The organism is Caulobacter zeae (assembly GCF_002858925.1).
Taxonomy (GTDB): Bacteria; Pseudomonadota; Alphaproteobacteria; order Caulobacterales; family Caulobacteraceae; genus Caulobacter; species Caulobacter zeae.
In genome coordinates, this window is record NZ_PJRS01000020.1 from 40386 (window position 1) to 59453 (window position 19068).

Consider the following 19068-nt stretch of genomic DNA (forward strand, 5'->3'; position numbering starts at 1 on the left):
TCAGGCCTCCAGGGCGCGCTTGTGCAGGCGGGTGATGGCGTCGAGGGACGAGAGAAGGGCGCCCTCCATCCAGCAGCCGACGTATGAGGCGTGCTCGCCCGCCAGCACGATGCGCCGGTCCATGGCGACCAGGGTCTGGTAGTGCTGCTTGCGGGTTTCCTCGGTCCAGCGGGCGCAGCAGCCCAGCGCCCAGGGCACGCGGCTCCAGGCCACCGAGGCGCCGCTGGCGAACTCCTTGCGATAGCTCTGCGGGTGCAGGACCGAGCCCTGTTGCAGGGCGACCTCGATGCGCTGCTGCGGCGTCATGCCGGCCAGGCGATAGGCCCCCATCTCGCGGGCGAAGGCGCCCAGCAGCACGGCCGGTCCGTTCCCGAACAGGTTGTTGTTGGGGTAGGAGATCAGGGCGATCTCCTGGTCGGTGAAGCTGTGGCCGCCGTAGATGGAGTCTTCCTCCTCCCAGAACCGTCGCTTCATCTCCAGGCCGATCTTCACCTGGCCCGAATAGGGCACGGCCTTGATGGCCGCGGCCAGGTCGTCGCTGATCTCGCTGTCGATCTGGCCGAGGATGGAAAGCGGAATTGTGCAGACGCACCAGTCCGCCTTGGCGGTCTCGACCTTGCCCGTGGCGGTGTCGGAGAAGGTGACGGCCACGCCCTTGTCGTCCTGGGCGATCTTGGTGACCTTGGCGTTGAAGGTGGTCAGGCCCTCGACCTGCCTGGCGAAGGCCTTGCCGATCATGTCCATGCCGCCGACCGGCTGGAACATGGTGGTCTGCATCTCGTGGCCCATGAAGAAGGCCATCGAGGTCCAGACCTGCGGATCGAGCACGTCGTGCAGGGCGTAGAGGTCTGAGGGGATCGGCGCGCCGTCGATCCCGCCGCCGGGCGGCCGGTCATAGCCCCGGTGAGCCGAGCTGCGCAGGCCCTTGGCGTAGCGATAGTCGCCGTCGAGCATGCCCCAGCCCTTCAGGGCCTCCAGCAGCTTCTCGCGGTCCTCGGGCGTGACCGCGTCGTCCAGCGCCTTGGTGTTGATCGATTTCGCCAGCAACTCGGCGACATTGCCCTCGAAGTCGGCCGCTGCGGCCTTGAAGCGCACCGGCTTGCCGCCGAACGCGGTCGACGAGTGGACCCAGGTGTTGTGGTTGAACTGGATGAACGGCTCCAGCGCCACGCCGAACTGCTTGCAGTAGTGCAGCAGGGTGCGGTGATGGTGCGGGATGCGCCAAGGGCCGGGGTTGAAGTAGTTGCCTGGGGCGAAGCCCACCTTCTGCGTCGCGCCGCCCAGCTCGGTATAGGTGTCGCCGCCGCGGAGGGACCAGTTCCGGCCGCCCGCGCGGCCCTGGTATTCCAGGATCCGCACCTTGTAGCCGGCGCGGGTCAGCTCATAGGCCGCCAGCAGGCCGGCGAGGCCCGCCCCCAGCACCAGCACCGATGCGCCGGGCCTTGCGCCCGCGAGGTTCGGCGGGCCGTGGAACTGGGTCTCGGCGGCGTGGCCGAGGGTGGTCATGGCCTGGTACAGCGCCGCCGTCCCGCCCACCTGGGCGATGGCGGTCAAGAGCTGTCTTCTGGTTGGTACGCGAACTCCGTCTGGCATGTGCTCGGCCCTATCCCCTTCGCCGCCGCCCGCGACCGGACGGCGTGCTGGACCGAGCTAAGCAGGGCGCCTGGCGCCCCCGCCGCCCACTTTGTTCGCGTGGCGAGCGGATGGGTTCGCGGATCACCGTTCCGCAGCGTTCGGATGATGGGGCTGCGCAGGAAACGGGCAGGGGAGGTGGGCGAGGGGCGCGCGGGCTTAGGGAACCGAGTCGAGGGCCCACGGCTGGAACGCCTGCCGGGTCTTGAGCCTGGCGTAGTAGGCATCGACCGCCGGCAGGACGTCGCGGTCGATGGGGGAGGCGGCCCAGCGGTGGACGGAGACGCCCAGCACCACGTCGGCCAGGGTGAAGGTCTCGCCGGCCGCGAAGGCGCCGGTGCGGTCGAGCTGGCGGTCGAGCAGGGTCATGGCGACGTTCCAGGCGCGGATGCTGGCGGCGATCTGGGCCGGGTCGTCGAAGCCAGGCATCCGCCGCACCAGGCCGGCGAAGGCGTAGCGCCAGGCGGTGTTCAGCTCGGTGGCCTGCCAGTCCATCCACTGTTCGACGGCGGCCCGGCCGCGCGGCTCGGTGGGCAGCAGGGACTCGCCGCCGACATGGCGCGAGGCGAGGTAGCGGCAGATGGTGTTCGATTCCCAAAGCGGTCCGTGCTCGTCGATCAGCACCGGCACCAGGGCGTTGGGATTGAGCGCCAGGAAGGCCGGGTCGCTGGTCGAGGCGTAGCCGGTTCCCCAGTCCTCGCGCTCGTAGGCGAGATCGAGCTCGCCACAGGTCCACAGCACCTTGCGGACGTTCAGCGACGAGGTGCGGCCCAATATCCTGAGCATGAGGGTCTCCAGTGATGCTGCGATCTCTAGCATTGTCGGTTTCACGCGCCGGTGGAGAAATTCTTCAAGGCGAGGCGTCCCGCGACTCGTTATGTAGTCGAATTGCATAACGAGGGGATTTCATGCTGTTTCGCTCCGTACTGCTCGCCGGTTCGCTGCTGGCCGGCGCCGCCCACGCCCAGGGCGACGTCTATGCGCTGGGCGAGGTGCAGGTGACCGCCCGCAACGCCGCCGGCGAAACCGTGGGCGGCAGCACGGTCAAGGGCGAGGCTCTACGCAAGTTCGACAAGGCCAGCGTCGACCAGGCGCTGGACCTGATCCCCGGCGCGGCGGCCGGAAACAGCGGCGGCTCGCGCAACGAGCGGCTGGTGTTCATCCGCGGCTTCGACCGCTTCCAGACCACGCTGTCGATCGACGGCGTGCGGGTGTTCCTCCCGGCCGACAACCGCATCGACTTCGCGCGGTTCCTGACGGCGGATCTGTCGGAAGTGCAGGTCTCCAAGGGCTATGTCTCGGTGCTGGACGGCCCGGGCGGCCTGGGCGGGGCGATCAACCTGGTCACCCGCAAGCCCTCGCAACCCTTCGAAGGCGAGATCCGCCTGGGCGCGGGCCTCGACGGCGACGGCTCGCTCAATGGCAACACCGTGTCGGGCCGGATCGGCGGCAAGACCGACCGCTTCTACGTCCAGGCCAGCGGCGCGCGCAGCGAGCGCACCCACTGGCGGCTGCCCGACGACTACAAGGCTACCGCGCTCGAGAAGGGCGGCAATCGTGACCACTCCGAGAGCGAGGACTGGAGGGTCAACCTCAAGGCCGGCTTCACGCCCAACGCCACCGACGAATACTCGATCACCTACACCCGCCAGGAGGGCGAGAAGAACGCGCCCTATCACGTCACCGATACGGCCAGCACCCGCTACTGGTCCTGGCCCTATTGGAACATCGACAGCCTGGCCCTGCTGACGCGGACACAGATCGCCGACAACGCGGTGCTGAAGGCCCGCGTCTATCGCAACACCTTCGAGAACGCCCTCTATTCGTTCGACAACGCCCGCCAGAACAGCCAGACGCTGGGGCGCGCGTTCCGCTCCTACTATGACGACGTGGCCTATGGCGGGAACCTGGAGCTGGACGTCGACGTCACCGCCAGCAACACCCTGAAGGCCGCCGCCTTCTATCGTCGCGACGAGCACGTCGAGTGGCAGCAGAGCTTCGCCCCGGCGGGGACCGAGCCGCGCCAGACGGTGATCGAGGACACCACCTCGGTCGCCCTGGAGGACACCCAGCGCTTTGGCGACAAGGTCGACCTGGTGGTCGGCGTGTCGCGCGATCGCCGCGACCTGGTCACCGCCCAGGACTACAACTCGAACGCCTTCGTCTTCTATCCGCTGACCGACGACGTGGCCTGGAACGGCCAGGCGGCCCTGGTCTGGCGGCCGCTGCCCGACGTGCAGCTGCACGGCAGCGTCTCGTCGCGCGCCCGCTTCCCGACCCTGTTCGAGCGCTACAGCGCCCGCATGGGCCAGGCCGTGCCCAATCCGGACGTCAAGGCCGAGCGGGCGATCAACTACGAGCTGGGCGGTTCGGTCGACTTCACCCCGCTGCTGAAGATCGAGGGGGCGGTGTTCTACAGCGACGTGCGCGACGCCCTGATCCTGATCCCGGTGGCGCTGGGCCCGCCCTACGGCACGGTCAACCAGACCAAGAACGCCGGCGACGGCGAGTACTACGGTCTGGAAGGCGCGGCGACTTTCAAGGCCGGCGACCACCTGACCCTGGGCGGCAACTACACCTACCTGCATCGCAAGCTGACCGACCCGACCAACGCCGCCTTCCGTCCGACCGGCACGCCCGACCACAAGCTGTTCGTCTACGCCGACTGGACGCTGAATGATCGCCTGTCGCTGACGCCCAGCATCGAAGCCGCGTCCAAGCGCTGGACGGTGACCTCCAGTTCGCTTGTCAGCCCCGTCCGCTACTACCGGACCGGCGGTTACGTGCTGGCCAACCTGACGGCGCAGGTGAAGGTGACGCCGAAGATCGACGTCATCGTCGGGGCCCGCAACCTGCTGGACCAGAAGTACCAGCTGGTCGACGGCTTCCCCGAGGAAGGCCGCAACTTCCGCGCCGACCTTCGGGTCAAGTTCTGAGGAGCCCCGCCATGGGTCTTGCCCTGATCCTGGCCGCCGGCCTCGCCCTGGCCGCGCCGGCCGTTTTCGCCCAGACGATGCCGGACGTGGCCTGCGGGCCTGGCGCCGAAGCCGGCTTGCCGCCGGAGCTGGCGGCTTGGGCGGCAAAGTCGCCGCTGCCGGCGGCGACTTCGGTCACAGACCTGCCCAAGGCCGTGCTGGCTCCAGGCCAGGCCTACGTCGCCGCCTTGTCGCCTACGCCGGACGTGACCTACGCCGTCCAGCCGGAAAAGCCCGGCGGCACGGTCAGCAAGGGCGGCCTGTTCTCGCTGAAGGTCGAGACGGCCGGGGCCTATGTGATCGCGCTGGGAGCCGGCGCCTGGATCGACGTGCTGAAGGACGGCGCGGTCCAGCGCTCGACCGCCCACGGCCGGGGTCCGGCCTGCTCGACCGTGCGCAAGATGGTGACCTTCGACCTGACGCCCGGCGACTACCTGATCCAGATCTCGGCCAACGCCCAGGCCGAGCTGCCGATCATGGTCGCCCGCAAGCCCTGACGCGACGGGGAGGGGCGGTGCGGCTTGGGGAACGACAGATCGCGGAGCTCGTCGAGTTCCTGGGTACGCTGACCGACGAGACCTTCGTCACGGATCCGCGGTTCTCGCTGCCTAAGCCTGGGTGCGGATCCTAGTCTTTCGGAACGGTCCCCGTCGCAGCGGCTATCGCGGCGTCGGCCTCGGCTTCGGCTTGCGCAATGGCGGCTTCCTGCGCCGCCAAGGCGGCTTGGATGGCTTGGTCGGCATTGTCCTGCGCCGCCTGCATCGCCGCTTCCTGCGCCGCCATGGCGGCTTGGATGGCCTGTTCCGTCGCCGCCTCGGAAGGTTCGCTCGGCGGTGCAGGCGGGGCGGCGGCGAAGATAGTCTGGGTCGCTTCGCCAGCGCTGGCGGTGTCGACCGAGAGCAGCGTCGAGACGCCCTGCGTCGTCGAGGCCTGTGCCGTCACGTTGGACTGCTGCTGGTTGTTCGTTGCGTTGTGGGCGGCGTTCGACAGTGCCTGGCTTACGGCCTCGAACAGGTTGCCCATGGCGATGGCGGGCGCGTCGCCCAAAACCTTGGTGTTCACCTGGCTGACGGAGTCGGTGATCTGGTCGTTGACGTTGGTCGGGAAGGCCATGGTCGTCTCCGTGCTGGATCAGGCGGCCTTCGAAATGAAAACCGCGGCTCATCCCTATGGATGGCCGCGGCTTTCAGAATAGGAAATTTCGCACAAGGCGGGGGAGGGCGGAGCCCTCCGCCGATCAATCCTCGTCCATCTTGAGGGCGGCGATGAAGGCTTCCTGCGGGATCTCGACCTTGCCGAACTGGCGCATCCGCTTCTTGCCTTCCTTCTGCTTGTCCAGAAGCTTGCGCTTACGGCTGGCGTCGCCGCCGTAGCACTTGGCGGTCACGTCCTTGCGCAGGGCGCGTACGGTTTCGCGGGCGATGATCCGGCCGCCGATGGCCGCCTGGATCGGGATGACGAACATGTGCTGCGGGATGAGCTCCTTCATCTTCTCGCACATGCCGCGGCCGCGGCTTTCGGCGCGGCTGCGGTGGACCAGCATCGACAGGGCGTCGACGGGCTCGCTGTTGACCAGGATCGACATCTTCACCAGGTCGCCGGCGCGATAGTCCTCGAGCTGATAGTCGAAGCTGGCATAGCCCTTCGAGATCGACTTGAGACGATCGTAGAAGTCGAACACCACCTCGTTCAGCGGCAGGTCGTAGATCACCATGGCGCGGTTGCCGACGTAGGACAGTTCGCGCTGCATGCCGCGACGGTCCTGGCAGAGCTTGATGACGCCGCCCAGGAACTCGTCCGGGGTGAAGATCGTCGCCTTGATCCAGGGCTCGGCGATCTCCTCGATCTGCATGACGTCCGGCAGGTCGGCCGGGTTGTGCAGCTCGATCTCTTCGCCGTTGCGCATCTTGATCTTGTAGACCACCGACGGGGCGGTCGCGATCAGGTCGAGGTCGAACTCGCGGCTCAGGCGCTCCTGGATGATCTCCAGGTGCAGCAGGCCCAGGAACCCGCAGCGGAAGCCGAAGCCCAGCGCGGCCGAGCTTTCCATTTCGAAGGTGAAGCTGGCGTCGTTCAGGCGCAGCTTGCCGACGGCGGCGCGCAGGTCCTCGAAGTCGGCGGCGTCGACCGGGAACAGGCCGCAGAACACCACCGGCACGACTTCCTTGAAGCCTTTCAGCGGTTCGGCGGTCTGCTTCTTCTCGTCGGTGATGGTGTCGCCGACGGCGGCGTCGGCCACTTCCTTGATCGAGGCGGTGAAGAAGCCGACCTCGCCCGGGCCCAGCAGCGCCACGTCGGTGGCCTTGGGCGTGAACACGCCGACCTTGTCGATGCGGTGGGTGGCGCCGGTCTGCATCATGCGGACCTGCTGGCCGGCCTTCAGCGTGCCGTCGAAGATGCGCACCAGCACGACCACGCCGAGATAGGCGTCGTACCAGGCGTCGACCAGCAGGGCCTTCAGCGGCGCATTGACGTCGCCCTTGGGGGCGGGCAGGCGGGTGACGATGGCTTCCAGCACGTCGGGGATGCCGATGCCGGTCTTGGCCGAGCACTCGACGGCGTCCGACGCGTCCAGGCCGATGACGTCCTCGATCTGGGCCTTGACCCGATCGACGTCGGCGGCCGGCAGGTCGACCTTGTTGAGGACTGGAACGATCTCGTGGTTGTTGTCGATGGCCTGGTAGACATTGGCCAGGGTCTGGGCTTCCACGCCCTGCGAGGCGTCGACGACCAGAATCGAGCCTTCGCAGGCGGCCAGCGAGCGCGACACTTCATAGGCGAAGTCGACGTGCCCGGGGGTGTCCATCAGGTTCAGGACATAGGTCTCGCCGTCGGCGGCCTTGTAGTTCAGGCGCACGGTCTGCGCCTTGATGGTGATGCCGCGCTCCTTCTCGATGTCCATGTTGTCGAGGACCTGGGCGCTCATCTCGCGCGCTGTCAGGCCGCCGGTGGTCTGGATCAGGCGGTCGGACAGGGTCGACTTGCCGTGGTCGATGTGGGCCACGATCGAGAAATTGCGGATCTTGTCGAGGGGCGTAGAGCTCATGCGCGTGCGTCTATCACATTTGCACCGGTTCGCGAGGGGGCGTGACGGGTTTGCGTCATCGACCCCGTTCACGGCGGGCCTCAAATCGTCTAATCCGACGCGATGATCCAGCGTCGACGACCCGTCCCCTTCGAACTCGGCCCCGTGCACTTCATCGGCATCGGCGGCATCGGCATGTCCGGCATCGCCGAGATCATGATCCGCATCGGCTACACCGTGCAGGGCAGCGATGCCAAGGCCAGCGCCAACACCGAACGGCTCGAGAAGCTGGGCGCGCGCATCTTCGTGGGCCACGACGCGGCCAATGTCGAAGGCGCCTCGGCCATCGTCTATTCGACGGCGGTGAAGGCCGATAACCCCGAGATGGTCGCCGGCCGCGACAAGCGCCTGCCGTTGGTTCGCCGCGCCGAGATGCTGGCCGAGCTGATGCGCCTTCAGTTCTCGGTCGCCGTGGGCGGCACCCACGGCAAGACCACCACGACCTCGATGGTCGCGGCCCTGCTCGACGCCGGCGGCTTGGACCCCACGGTCGTCAATGGCGGCATCATCAACGCCTACGGCACCAACGCCAAGGTCGGCGAGGGCGACTGGATCGTCGTCGAGGCCGACGAGAGCGACGGCTCGTTCCTGAAGCTGAAGTCGACCGTGGCCATCGTCACCAACATCGACGCCGAACACCTGGACCACTGGGGCGACTTCGACGCGGTGAAGAAGGGCTTCCAGGACTTCATCCAGAACATTCCGTTCTACGGCTTCGCGGCTGTCTGCACCGACCACCCCGAAGTGCAGGCCCTGACTTCGCGGATCGAGAACCGTCGTCTGGTGACCTACGGGACCAATCCGCAGGCCGAGGTCCGTGTCTCCAACATCGAGATGGGCCCCGAAGGCGCCAAGTTCGACATCGCCATCTCGCCGCTGGAGGGCGAGGTTATCCGCTATGAAGGCCTGAAGATGCCGATGGCCGGGCACCACAACGTGCTCAACGCCACCGCCGCCGTCGCGGTGGCCCGCGAGCTGGGCCTCGACGCCGAAGCGATCCGCGCCGGCCTGGCGGCTTTCGGCGGGGTCAAGCGCCGCTTCACCACGACGGGCGTGGCCAATGGCGTCCGCGTGGTCGACGACTATGGCCACCACCCGGTCGAGATCGCCGCCGTGCTCAAGGCCGCCCGCGCCGTCAGCACCGGCAAGGTGATCGCGGTGGTGCAGCCGCACCGCTACACCCGCCTGCGTGACCTGATGACCGAGTTCAGCAGCTGTTTCAACGACGCCGACACGGTGGTCGTCGCCGACGTCTATACGGCGGGCGAGCAACCGATCGAGGGCGTCGACCGCGACCACCTGGTCGAGGGCCTCAAGAAATTCGGCCACCGCCGCGCCCTGCCGCTGGAAAGCCCGGCGGCCCTGCCGGCCCTGATCGCGGCCGAAGCCACGAGCGGCGACCTCGTCGTGCTGCTGGGGGCCGGGGACATCACGTCCTGGGCCTACGCCCTGCCGGGCCAGCTGGAAGCGCTGGCGAAGTAAATCTGATGACCTGGAAGACCCAACTCCCGACCGTTCGTGGCAAGCTGCTGATCGACGAGGCCCTGGCCCCGTTCACCTGGTTCCGCGTCGGCGGGCCGGCCGACGTGGTGTTCCTGCCGGCCGACGAGCAGGACCTGGCCGACTTCCTGAAGGCCCTGGATCCGGCCGTGCCGGTGATGGCCATCGGCGTCGGCTCCAACCTGCTGGTCCGCGACGGCGGCGTCGAGGGGGTGATCATCCGCCTGGGCAAGGGCTTCAACGACGTCCGCAAGCTGGACGACGTCAGCATTCATGCGGGAGCCGCCGTGCCCGACGCGGTCGTAGCGCGTAAAGCGGCCGAGTTCGGGATCGCCGGGCTGGAGTTCTTCGCCGGCATTCCTGGCACTGTCGGCGGCGCGGTGGTCATGAACGCCGGCTGCTACGGTTCGGAGACCACCAACATCATCGCCACCGCGACGGTGATGGACCGCAAGGGCAAGGTCTTCCTGATGGGAGACAACGACCTGAAGCACACCTACCGGCATAGCGCGATCCAGGGCACGGACCTGATTGTTCTGAGCGCCGTGTTCGAGGGAACCGTCGACGAACCGGCCGCGATCAAGGCCCGCATGGCCGAGATCACCAGCCGTCGCGAGACCACCCAGCCCATCCGCGAAAAGACTGGCGGCTCGACCTTCAAGAACCCGCCGGGCCACTCGTCGTGGAAGCTGGTCGACGAGGCCGGCTGGCGCGGCAAGCTGTTCGGCGGTGCGATGTTCTCGCCCCTGCACAGCAACTTCCTGATCAACACCGGCGAGGCCACCGCGGCCGACCTGGAAGGCCTGGGCGACACTGTCCGCGCCGACGTTCTGGCCAAGACCGGCGTCCAGCTGGACTGGGAGATCAAGCGGATCGGCAGATCCTGATCCCTCTCCCCTTGTGGGAGAGGGTGGCCCGAAGGGCCGGGTGAGGGGTCTCTCAGAAATCAGACGCCGCGACAGCCGATCAGCCGTCGCGGCGTTTTTCGTTCGTGCGCCCCCTCATCATCCGTCAGCTTCGCTGACACCTTCTCCCGCAAGGGGAGAAGGGTCACACATCCTTCTTCGACAGATATTCCTCGACGTCGATCTCCTTCTCCCACCGCGCCACCGCGGTGGCGATCGACAGGTCGCACGTGACGTTCGGCACGGTGCGGATCATGTCGAGGATGCGGTCGAAAGGCAGGATGAAGCCGACGATGATCGCCGTCTGGGTGGGGCCGACGCCGATGGTGGCCAGCACGGCGGCCAGCACGAACAGCGACCCCGACGGCACCGGCGCCACGCCCATGGCGACGATGGTGGTGGTGATGGCCACCAGGGCGTAGTCGGCCAGGGTCAGCGGCACGCCGAAGGCCTGGGCGGCGAACATGGTCAGCATGGCCACGTACATCGCCGTGCCGTCCATGCCGATGGTGGCCCCCAGCGGCAGGACGGTCGACGAGATCGACGGCTTCACGCCCAGGTTCTCTTCCGCCACCCGGATCGCCACCGGCAGGGTGGCCGAGCTGGACGAGGTGGAGAAGCCCACCAGGATGGCGTCCATGCAGCCGCGATAGAATGGCAAGAGCGGCAGCCACGCCCCCAGCCGCACCACGGCGGCATGGGTGACGAAGGTCTGGATCGCCGCGCCGATGATCACGCAGACCCCCAGCTTGGCCACGTGCAGGAAGGTCTCGGGCCCATTGGTGCCCATGACCACGGCGATCAGGGCGAAGACGCCGAACGGCGCGGCCTCCATCACGAAGCCGACGATGCGCAGCATCACCTCGCTGGCGCTGGCCAGCAGTTTGGCGACCGGCTCGCCGTCCTTGCCCGCGACGATCACCCCGGCCCCGACCAGCACGGCGAAGAAGATGATCGCCAGGGTCTCGCCCTCGGCAAGCGCCTTGATTGGGTTCAGCGGCACGATGCCGATGAACAGCTCGGCCGGCGACTTGGGCGGGGCCACGGCCTGGGGGGCGGCGTTGTGCAGGTCGGCGCCGACGCCGGGACCCAGCAGGGTGGCGATGGTCAGGCCGATACTGACCGCGATCAGGGTGGTCAGCACGTACATGGCGATGGTCTTGACGCCGATGCCGCCCAGCCGCCGGGCGTCGCCCAGCTGGGCAACTCCCGAGGCGATGATCACGAAGACCAGCGGGGCCACCATCATGCGGATCAGCCGCACGAAGATGTCGCCCATCCACTTCAGGCTGGTCGCGCCTTCGCCCCAGAAGTAGCCGACCACGGCCCCGACCACGAGGGCGGCCAGGATCCGTTTCCACAGCGAGATCCCGAACCACAGCTGAAGCGGGTTCTTGGGGCGGGGCGGGGGCGGCGCGTCGGCTGTTCTTGGGGCGAGGGCGTCGGTCATGTCGCCAGAGCACGGCGTTATGCGAGGTGGGTCAAGCGTCTTGCGCCAGGTTCCGCTGATCGGTGCTCGGCGGCTGCGCCTATCGAACCCTCTCCCAGAGGGAGAGGGAGGGTGAGGGGTTACGAGGTTGGACGATGTGCCGGCGCTCCGTCGAGCGCCGTAACCCCTCACCCCGGCCCTCTCCCTATGGGAGAGGGAGGGCTGCTCACAGCCACAGCCCTTCCGCGTCGACGCCGTCGCCCCAGAACCCCGCCGTCGGCGGCGTGATCCGGCCGCCGACCACGCGCAGGCCGCCGGGGTGGTCTTCCTTCAGCCACCACGGTCCGTCGAGGTCGGCGAAGGCGCATTCGGCGGCCAGGTGCAGGGCCGGCGCGATGGCCAGGGACGAGGCGACCATGCAGCCGGTCATCAGGGTGAAGCCCAGGTCCTTGGCGGCGCGCAGCATGGCCAGCGCCTCGGTCAGGCCGCCGGACTTGTCGAGCTTGAGGTTCACCGCCTGGTAGCGCGCCCGCAGGGCCGGCAGGTCGGCGGCGGTATGCACGGACTCGTCGGCGCAGATCGGGAAGGGGGGCGCATAGCCCTCCAGGGCGGCGTCTTCGCCGGCCGGCAGGGGCTGTTCGACCAGGGCGATGTTGAGGCGCGACAGCTGGTTTTCCAGGCTGCGCAGGATGTCGAAGGTCCAGCCTTCGTTGGGGTCGACGATCAGGGCGGCGTCCGGCGCGGCGGCCGCGACGGCGGCCAGGCGGGCGGCGGGGTCTTCGGCCGAGAGCTTGACCTTGATCAGCGGCGCTCCGGCGACCTTGGCCGCGGCCTGCGCCATGGCGTCCGGCGTATCGAGGCTGACGGTGACGGCGGTGACGAGGGCGCTCGGGATGGCGAGACCCGTGGCGGCGGCGACCGAGACGCCCGAGGTCTTGGCCCGCAGGTCCCAGATCGCGCAGTCCAGGGCGTTGCGCGCCGCGCCGGCCGGCAACAGGGCCAGGGCTTCGGAAAGGTCGCCGCCCATGGCGATCAGGCGCGCGGCGGGCGCCAGTTGCGCCTCGACGCCCTGCACGGTCTCGCCGTAGCGGGCGTAGGGCACGCTCTCGCCGCGACCGACGTGACCGTCCTGCGCGATCTCGACCACCACCACGTCGGCGGCGGTCTTGACCCCGCGCGAGATGCGGAACGGGGCGGCGAGCGGATGGCTGACGGGGCGGACGGCGACGAGGCGGCTCATGTCCCCTGGCTTGGCGCCATTCGAGGGCTTTGGCGAGGGGATCAGCGCCTGGAGAAGCGCGGGATCGGCGAGTCGGCGCGGCGCTCGGCCATGACCCGCAGGGCCAGGCGCGGGCGGATGACGAAGAGGCCGGCCCAGATCAGCAGCACGCCGGCGTAGCTGATCGAGCCCCAGAGCCCTGCGGGACGGCCCGGGCGGGTCCGGCGGACGGAGGCGCTACGAGCTGGAGCGTCGAAGAACTGGGTCATGGCGATGTCGGTCATGGCTTCCTCCGTGGACGCTTTCGACCCTGCGCCTCGGGTGCGTCAGAACGGGACGTATAGCCGAACGCCTCGCGCATCCTTATGTCAGGGGCGCAACACGCCTTTGGAGTTCCCATGTCGAAGCCCGTCACCATCAACATCCCGCACGAACTCGGCGTGGCCGAGGCCAAGCGCCGGATCGAGAACGGCTTCGAACAGCTGGGCGCCCAGATCCCGGGCGGGCTGGCCAATGTCACCAAGGCCTGGCGCGACGACGTGCTGGATTTCTCGGCCCTGGTCATGGGCCAGAACATCACCGGCAAGCTGAACGTCGCCGCCAACGTGGTGATCGTCGAGGTCGTGCTGCCGGGCCTGCTGGGCATGATCGCCGGCAAGATCACCGGCCAGGTCAAGAAGCAGGGCACGCTGCTGCTCGAGAAGAAGTAAGCGCCGGCCTGCACCGAATATCCACGCCGCCTTCATCGGTCTTCGTGGCAGGATGAGGCATGCTTCCCGTCCTGGATACCGGGAGCGCGGTGATGGACCTGCCTGTGAAACCAAGAACCCTGAGGGCCGCCGGCTGGGGTCTGGCGGCGCTGCTGCTGGCCGCGCCGTGGCTGGCGATGCAGGTCACCGACGAGGTGGCGTGGAGCCCTTGGGACTTCGCCCTGTTCGCGGCCATGCTGGGCGGGGCGGGCCTGATGCTGGAACTGGCGGTGATGCGCAGCCGGCACATGGCTTATCGCGCTGGAGCGGTGCTCGCCGTCGGCGCGGCTTTCCTGATGATCTGGGCCAGTCTGGCGGTCGGGATCGTCGGAAACGAAGGCGATCAGATCAATCTGGCCTATCCCGGCGTCGTGGCGCTGGCCCTGGCGACGGCCGCCGCATGGCGGTTCAGGGCGGCCGGGCTCGCCAAGGCCATGCTGGTCGCGGCCGCGACCCTTGCGGCCATCGCTGTCTTCGCCCTGTCGACGGGGCCGGGCGGATCGCCGGGCGCCCTGGCCGAGATCCTGGTCGCCAACGGCGTGTTCGCCGCCCTGTTCGCCGGGGCGGCGGTGCTGTTCAGCCTGGCTGCACGGCGCGGCGGCTAGGCCCCGTCGCTCACAGCCGTCGCGGATCGTGGTCGTGGCGGCCCAGGCTCTCGAACTTGCCTTCCTCGGCCTTGTTGACGAACTGCGAGGCCACCAGCCAGGCCTTCACCGGGCGCAGGGTGGCCAGGCATCCAAGGATCAGGGCCGGGAACACGGTCACGAAATGCACCCAGATCGGCGGGCGATAGACCACCTCGACCCAGGCGAAGGCGAAGGTCACCAGGATGCCGACGCCGCTCATCACGAAGAAGGCCGGCCCGTCGGCGGGCTCGGCGAAGCCGTAGTCCAGGCCGCATTGGTCGCAGGACGGCGCCAGCGCCAGGAAGCCCTTGAACAGCTTGCCCTCCCCGCAGCGCGGGCAGCGCTGGCGAAAGCCGCTGACGATGGGCGAGGGCGGATCGAAGAACTCGTGTCCGGGCGTCATGACCCCTACCTACAATCCGAAAATTGATCCATACATTACGGTATAAATGTATGGATCAATCATGAGCGACGCAAGAGACGCTGTTCTGCCGGCGGGCGCTACATGGCTGCGGCGGGTCGCCGCGGGCGAGGGGCCGATCTATCGGCGGCTGTTCGAGGCCCTGCGCGGCGCGATCGCCGACGGCGAGCTGTCTGCCGGCGAACAGCTGCCGCCGCAGCGGACGGTGGCGGGCCTGCTGGGCGTCGACTTCACCACGGTGACCCGGGCCTACGCGCTGGCGCGCGAGCAGGGGCTGGTCGAGGGAACGGCGGGGCGCGGAACCTTCGTGCGCCTGCGGGCGGGCGAGGAGGAGGCGGGTCTCGTCGACCTCTCCATGAACCTGCCGCCGCCGCCGCAGGGGCTGTCGCTGGGCGCGCTGCTGCGCGAGACGACGGCGGACGTGCTGGCCCGCACCGATCCGGCGACCCTGATGGCCTATCACGCGGGGGCCGGCTCCCTGGCCCAGCGCGGGGCGGGCGCGGCCTGGATGGCGCCCGGCCTGGGGGCGGCGGATCCCGAGCGCGTCGTGGTCTGCGCCGGCGCGCAGGCGGCCCTGTCGGCGATCCTGGCGGTCGAGACCGCGCCCGGCGACGCGGTGGTGGTCGAGGCCCTGACCTATCCGGGCCTGCTGGCGGCCCTGGCCGCGCGCGGCGTCCGCGCCATAGCCTGTCCGATGGACGGGGAGGGGATCGTTCCCGAGGCCCTGGCCGAGCAACTGGCCGCCAGCGGCGCGCGCCTGGTGGTGGTCACGCCCACCTGGCAGAATCCGACCACGGCGACCATGGGCGAGGACCGACGGGCGGCCGTGGTCGAGGTCTGCGCCCGAGCCGGCGCCCGCATCGTCGAGGACGACGCCTACGGCCGGCTGCCCGATCCCGCGCCAACGGCCTTGACCAGCCTGGCGCCCGATCGCGTCTGGCACGTGGCGACCCTGGCCAAGGCGCTGACGCCGGGCCTGCGCATCGCCTATGTCGCCGCGCCCAACGCGGCCGCGGCCCAGCGCCTGGCGGCGGCCGGCCACGCCCTGTGCCAGATGCCCGCGCCGTTGATGGCGGCGGTGGCGACGGCCTGGATCCGCGAGGGGACGGCCGAGGCTGTCCTGTCCGGCGTGCGGGCCGAGGCTTTGGCTCGTCGCGCCCTGGCCGCCGAGATCCTGCCGCACGCCAAGGGACCGGCGGGTTGCCTGCATGTCTGGCTGGAGCAGGCGGCCGGCAATGCGCCCGAGGGCCTTTCCCTGGCGCGGGCCGACCTGTTCTCCGCGTCCCGCGACGCGGGCCGCCCGGGCGCGCGGCTGTCGCTGGGCGCGCCGGGCAAGCGGAGCGTGCTGGCCGAGGCCCTGCGCCGCCTGGTCTGAAGCCACGAAAAAGGGGCGGACCCGAAAGTCCGCCCCCTGGTCGTCAGTCCCGCGTGACCAGCACCGGCTCTTCCTGGTGCGTCCCGTGGGCGGGATGGTGATGTGAGTGGTGGAAGAACCGCCCCAGCAGCTTGTTCGACCAGTTCTTCAACTGGTCCATGAACACGAACACCACCGGGATGTAGAGCAGCGACAGGAAGGTCGAGGTGATCAGACCGCCGATGACGGTGATCGCCATCGGGGCCCGGAACTCGACGTCGGCGCCGAAGCCGACGGCCACCGGCACCATGCCCGCGCCCATGGCCACGGTGGTCATCAGGATCGGGCGGGCCCGCTTGTGGGCCGCGTCGATCAGCGCTTCGCGCCGGGTCATGCCGTCCTTCATCGCCATGATCGCGTACTCGACCAGCAGGATCGAGTTCTTGGCGGCGATGCCCATCAGCATCAGGATGCCGATCAGGCTCGACATCGAGAAGCTGCTGTTGACCAGCTTCAGGAGGGCGAAGGCGCCGCCGATGGCCAGCGGCAGGGCGGCCATGATGGTCACCGGGTGGGCGAAGCTGCGGAACAGCAGCACCAGCACGACGTACATCAGCAGAAGGCCGGTCACGAGGGCCATGATGAAGCCCTGCATCATCTCGGCGATGAACTCGGCGTCGCCGGCGGCCACCTCCTTGACGCCGAGCGGCAGCTTCTTGACCGACTCCAAGGCGTGGACCCGCTTGGAAGCCTCGCCGACCACGATGCCGTCGAGCTCGGCGGTGATCTCGGCGACGCGCGAACGGTCCTGGCGGCTGATCTGCGAGGGGCCGGCGCCGAAGCGGATGTCGGCCACCGCGTTCAGCGGCACCGAGGCGCCGGTGGCCGAGGGCACCTTCAGGGTCTCCAGCACCGACAGGTCCTCGAGGGCGTTCTGCGTCAGGCGCAGGCGGATCGGCACCTGGCGGTCGCCCAGATTGTACTTGGGCAGGGACTGGTCGATATCGCCGATGGTCGCCACCCGCACGGCCTGCGAGATCGCGCCGGCCGAGACGCCCATGCGGGCGGCCTGGTCGGGACGCGGGGTGACGATGATCTCCGGACGGGCGATCGAGGCGGTGTTGACCACGTTGGCCAGGCCCGGGACGCCGCGCATCTCGGCTTCGACGCGGCGGGCGGCGGCTTCCAGTTCGGGGCCGTCGTCGCCGACCAGGCGCAGGGTGTAGCTGCCGCCGTCGCCGGGGCCGCCGCCGCTGTTGTTGCCCGCGCCGATGCGCGCGCCGGGGACCGACTTGAACTGGTCGACCATCATGCGGCTGAACTGCTGCTGGTTCATCCGCTCGCCCTTCGGCACGAGGTCGGCGGTGATCCGCGCCTTGTTGACACCGTCGCTGCCGACCGAGGCGTAGACGCCCTTGACCTCGGGGCGAGCCTGCAGCTCGCGGGTGACGCGCTGGGCGATGGCGTCGGTCTCGTCCAGCGTGGCGCCGGGCGGCAGTTCGATCGAAAACGGTGCGCGGCCGCGGTCGGCCGCCGGCTGGAACTCGAACGGCAGCAGCGGGATCAGGGCCAGCGACGCGGCGAAGCTGACGAAGCCGATGACCAGCACCTTCCACTTGTTGTTCAGCGACCAGTTCAGGGCCCGCAGGTAACCCGGCATCCAGAACGGGTCGGTGTCAGGCTTGTGGTGCGGCTTGAGCATGTAGGCGCCCATCAGCGGCGTCAGCATGCGGGCGACCAGCAGCGAGAACAGCACCGAGACGCAGGCGGCCAGGGCGAAGGCCTTGAAGAACTGGCCGATGATCCCGGGCATGAAACCGGTGGGCGCGAACACCGCCACGATGGTGAAGGTGGTGGCCACCACGGCCAGGCCGATCTCGTCGGCGGCCTCCATCGCCGCGTTGTAGGGCGACTTGCCGCCACGCATGTGGCGGACGATGTTCTCGATTTCGACGATGGCGTCGTCGACCAGGATGCCCACGGTCAGCGACAGGGCCAGCAGGGTGACGCCGTTCAGCGACTGGCCCAGCGGGGCCATGACCGCGAAGGTCGGCAGCAGCGACAGCGGGATAGCCACGGCCGCCAGGAAGGTGGCGCGCCAGTCGCGCAGGAACAGCAGCACCACCAGCACGGCCAGCAGGGCGCCCAGGCCCAGGGCCTCGAGCGAGGCCCAGTAGCTTTCCTCGATGTATTTCACGTTCGAGGTGATCTCGGAGATCGTCAGTTCGGGATGCTCCTTGTCGAGCTTCTCGATCGCCTCGCGGACCTTCTGGGCGACCTTGACCTCGCTGGCCCCGCGCGAGCGGACCATGTTGAAGGTCACGACCTCGCGGTTGTCGAAGCGGGCGCGGTTGCGCGGCTCGGCCCAGCGGTCGGTGACCTCGCCCAGGTCGCCCAGGCGCACGGTGCCGCCGTTGGACAGGGGAATGCGGGTCTCGCGCAGCTGCTCCACCGAACCGGCCGCGCCCAGGGTGCGGATGGCGCGCTCGGAGCCCGAGACGGTCACCCGGCCGCCGGGCAGGTCGGCGTTGGTGCTGGCCAGGGCCTGGCTGACGGAGGCGGCGGTGACGCCGCGGGCCGACAGGCGGTCGGGATCCAGGGCGACCTCGATCTCGCGGCTGACGCCGCCCAGGCGGTTGACCTCGCCGATGCCGCGTATGGCCAGCAGGGTGCGGGCCACGTCGTTGTCGACGAACCAGCTGCGCTGCTCGGGCGTCAGGGTCGGGGCCTGGACCACGTAGGTGATCAGCGGGTCGCCCGAGATGTCGATGCGGGTGACGTTGGGGATCTGCATGTCCTGCGGCAGGGCGGACTGCAGGTTGGACATAGCGTTGCGCACGTCGTTGGTGACGCGCTCGTGGTCGACGCCCAGCTCGAACTCGATGAAGGTCGAGGAGAAGCCGTCGCCCACGGTCGAGGTGATGTGGCGCACCTGGCCCAGGCCCGCGATCGAGTCCTCGATCAGGCGGGTGACCTGGGTCTCGAGCTCGCTCGGCGCGGCGCCGGGACGCGAGGCCGAGACCACCACCAGCGGCAGGTCGACGTCGGGGTTGTTGTTGACCCGCATGCCCATGAAGCCGGCCACGCCGGCGATCGTCAGCATGACGAAGAGCATCAGGACGGGGATCGGGTTCTTGATCGCCCAGCGCGAGATGTTGTTGGCGTCCATCGTC

16 protein-coding genes are annotated in these 19068 nt (G+C 68.9%); 7 read left to right on the top strand and 9 right to left on the bottom strand.

Annotated features, from left to right (window positions below; genetic code table 11):
- Nucleotides 1-1593 carry a flavin monoamine oxidase family protein gene (locus SGCZBJ_RS10940; RefSeq protein ID WP_101718039.1) on the bottom strand — a complete coding sequence of 531 codons (1593 nt, stop codon included), beginning with the start codon at nt 1591-1593 and terminating at the stop codon, nt 1-3.
- Nucleotides 1594-1791: 198 nt separating this feature from the next.
- On the bottom strand, nt 1792-2418 hold the full coding sequence (locus tag SGCZBJ_RS10945) for a glutathione S-transferase family protein (RefSeq protein WP_101718040.1): 627 nt from the start codon (nt 2416-2418) through the stop codon (nt 1792-1794).
- A gap of 122 nt (nt 2419-2540) precedes the next feature.
- Between SGCZBJ_RS10945 and SGCZBJ_RS10950 the strand changes: the two genes are divergently transcribed.
- Both SGCZBJ_RS10950 and SGCZBJ_RS10955 read left to right on the top strand, forming a co-directional pair.
- Complete coding sequence (locus SGCZBJ_RS10950; RefSeq protein WP_101718041.1) at nt 2541-4568, top strand: TonB-dependent receptor plug domain-containing protein; 2028 nt, start codon at nt 2541-2543, stop codon at nt 4566-4568.
- An 11-nt stretch (nt 4569-4579) separates the two neighbouring features.
- Complete coding sequence (locus SGCZBJ_RS10955) at nt 4580-5104, top strand: homogentisate 1,2-dioxygenase (protein ID WP_240621478.1); 525 nt, start codon at nt 4580-4582, stop codon at nt 5102-5104.
- 130 nt (nt 5105-5234) lie between these two features.
- On the opposite strand, the gene SGCZBJ_RS25855 is transcribed toward SGCZBJ_RS10955, so the two are convergent.
- Together SGCZBJ_RS25855 and lepA are read right to left on the bottom strand one after the other, a co-directional pair.
- Nucleotides 5235-5720, bottom strand: a complete 486-nt coding sequence (locus tag SGCZBJ_RS25855) for a RebB family R body protein (protein WP_205685368.1) — start codon at nt 5718-5720, stop codon at nt 5235-5237.
- Nucleotides 5721-5844: 124 nt separating this feature from the next.
- Nucleotides 5845-7653, bottom strand: coding sequence for a translation elongation factor 4 (gene lepA / locus SGCZBJ_RS10965; RefSeq protein WP_101718043.1), 1809 nt, complete (start codon nt 7651-7653; stop codon nt 5845-5847).
- A 102-nt stretch (nt 7654-7755) separates the two neighbouring features.
- Here lepA and murC point away from each other — a divergent pair, with 102 nt between their 5' ends.
- Nucleotides 7756-9174: a UDP-N-acetylmuramate--L-alanine ligase gene (murC, locus tag SGCZBJ_RS10970; protein ID WP_101718044.1), complete on the top strand. Its 1419-nt coding sequence runs from the start codon at nt 7756-7758 to the stop codon at nt 9172-9174.
- A 5-nt stretch (nt 9175-9179) separates the two neighbouring features.
- The gene (gene murB, locus SGCZBJ_RS10975; RefSeq protein ID WP_101718045.1) at nt 9180-10079 is read left to right on the top strand and encodes a UDP-N-acetylmuramate dehydrogenase; all 900 of its coding nucleotides are present in this window, start codon (nt 9180-9182) and stop codon (nt 10077-10079) included.
- A gap of 163 nt (nt 10080-10242) precedes the next feature.
- On the opposite strand, the gene SGCZBJ_RS10980 is transcribed toward murB, so the two are convergent.
- The 3 genes from SGCZBJ_RS10980 to didA all read right to left on the bottom strand — a co-directional run bounded on the left by SGCZBJ_RS10980 (nt 10243) and on the right by didA (nt 13029).
- Entirely contained in the window at nt 10243-11547 is a 1305-nt protein-coding gene (locus SGCZBJ_RS10980) for a dicarboxylate/amino acid:cation symporter (protein ID WP_101718046.1), read from the bottom strand.
- 205 nt (nt 11548-11752) lie between these two features.
- Nucleotides 11753-12766: an N-acetyl-D-Glu racemase DgcA gene (gene dgcA / locus SGCZBJ_RS10985; protein ID WP_101718047.1), complete on the bottom strand. Its 1014-nt coding sequence runs from the start codon at nt 12764-12766 to the stop codon at nt 11753-11755.
- A gap of 41 nt (nt 12767-12807) precedes the next feature.
- The gene (gene didA / locus SGCZBJ_RS10990) at nt 12808-13029 is read right to left on the bottom strand and encodes a DNA damage-induced SOS-independent cell division inhibitor A (protein ID WP_101718048.1); all 222 of its coding nucleotides are present in this window, start codon (nt 13027-13029) and stop codon (nt 12808-12810) included.
- A gap of 114 nt (nt 13030-13143) precedes the next feature.
- On the opposite strand from didA, the gene SGCZBJ_RS10995 reads away from it, so the two are divergent.
- A complete protein-coding gene (locus tag SGCZBJ_RS10995) occupies nt 13144-13455 on the top strand; it encodes a polyhydroxyalkanoic acid system family protein (RefSeq protein WP_058346591.1) in 312 nt (103 codons plus the stop codon).
- A 59-nt stretch (nt 13456-13514) separates the two neighbouring features.
- Nucleotides 13515-14099, top strand: a complete 585-nt coding sequence (locus SGCZBJ_RS11000; RefSeq protein ID WP_133149230.1) for a hypothetical protein — start codon at nt 13515-13517, stop codon at nt 14097-14099.
- 10 nt (nt 14100-14109) lie between these two features.
- On the opposite strand, the gene SGCZBJ_RS11005 is transcribed toward SGCZBJ_RS11000, so the two are convergent.
- Complete coding sequence (locus SGCZBJ_RS11005; protein ID WP_101718050.1) at nt 14110-14523, bottom strand: DUF983 domain-containing protein; 414 nt, start codon at nt 14521-14523, stop codon at nt 14110-14112.
- A 61-nt stretch (nt 14524-14584) separates the two neighbouring features.
- Here SGCZBJ_RS11005 and SGCZBJ_RS11010 point away from each other — a divergent pair, with 61 nt between their 5' ends.
- Nucleotides 14585-15916 carry an aminotransferase-like domain-containing protein gene (locus SGCZBJ_RS11010; RefSeq protein WP_101718098.1) on the top strand — a complete coding sequence of 444 codons (1332 nt, stop codon included), beginning with the start codon at nt 14585-14587 and terminating at the stop codon, nt 15914-15916.
- A gap of 43 nt (nt 15917-15959) precedes the next feature.
- On the opposite strand, the gene SGCZBJ_RS11015 is transcribed toward SGCZBJ_RS11010, so the two are convergent.
- Nucleotides 15960-19064 (bottom strand): efflux RND transporter permease subunit, encoded by a 3105-nt coding sequence (locus SGCZBJ_RS11015; protein WP_101718051.1) that lies wholly within the window; start codon nt 19062-19064, stop codon nt 15960-15962.
- Between the last annotated feature and the right edge of the window lie 4 nt (nt 19065-19068).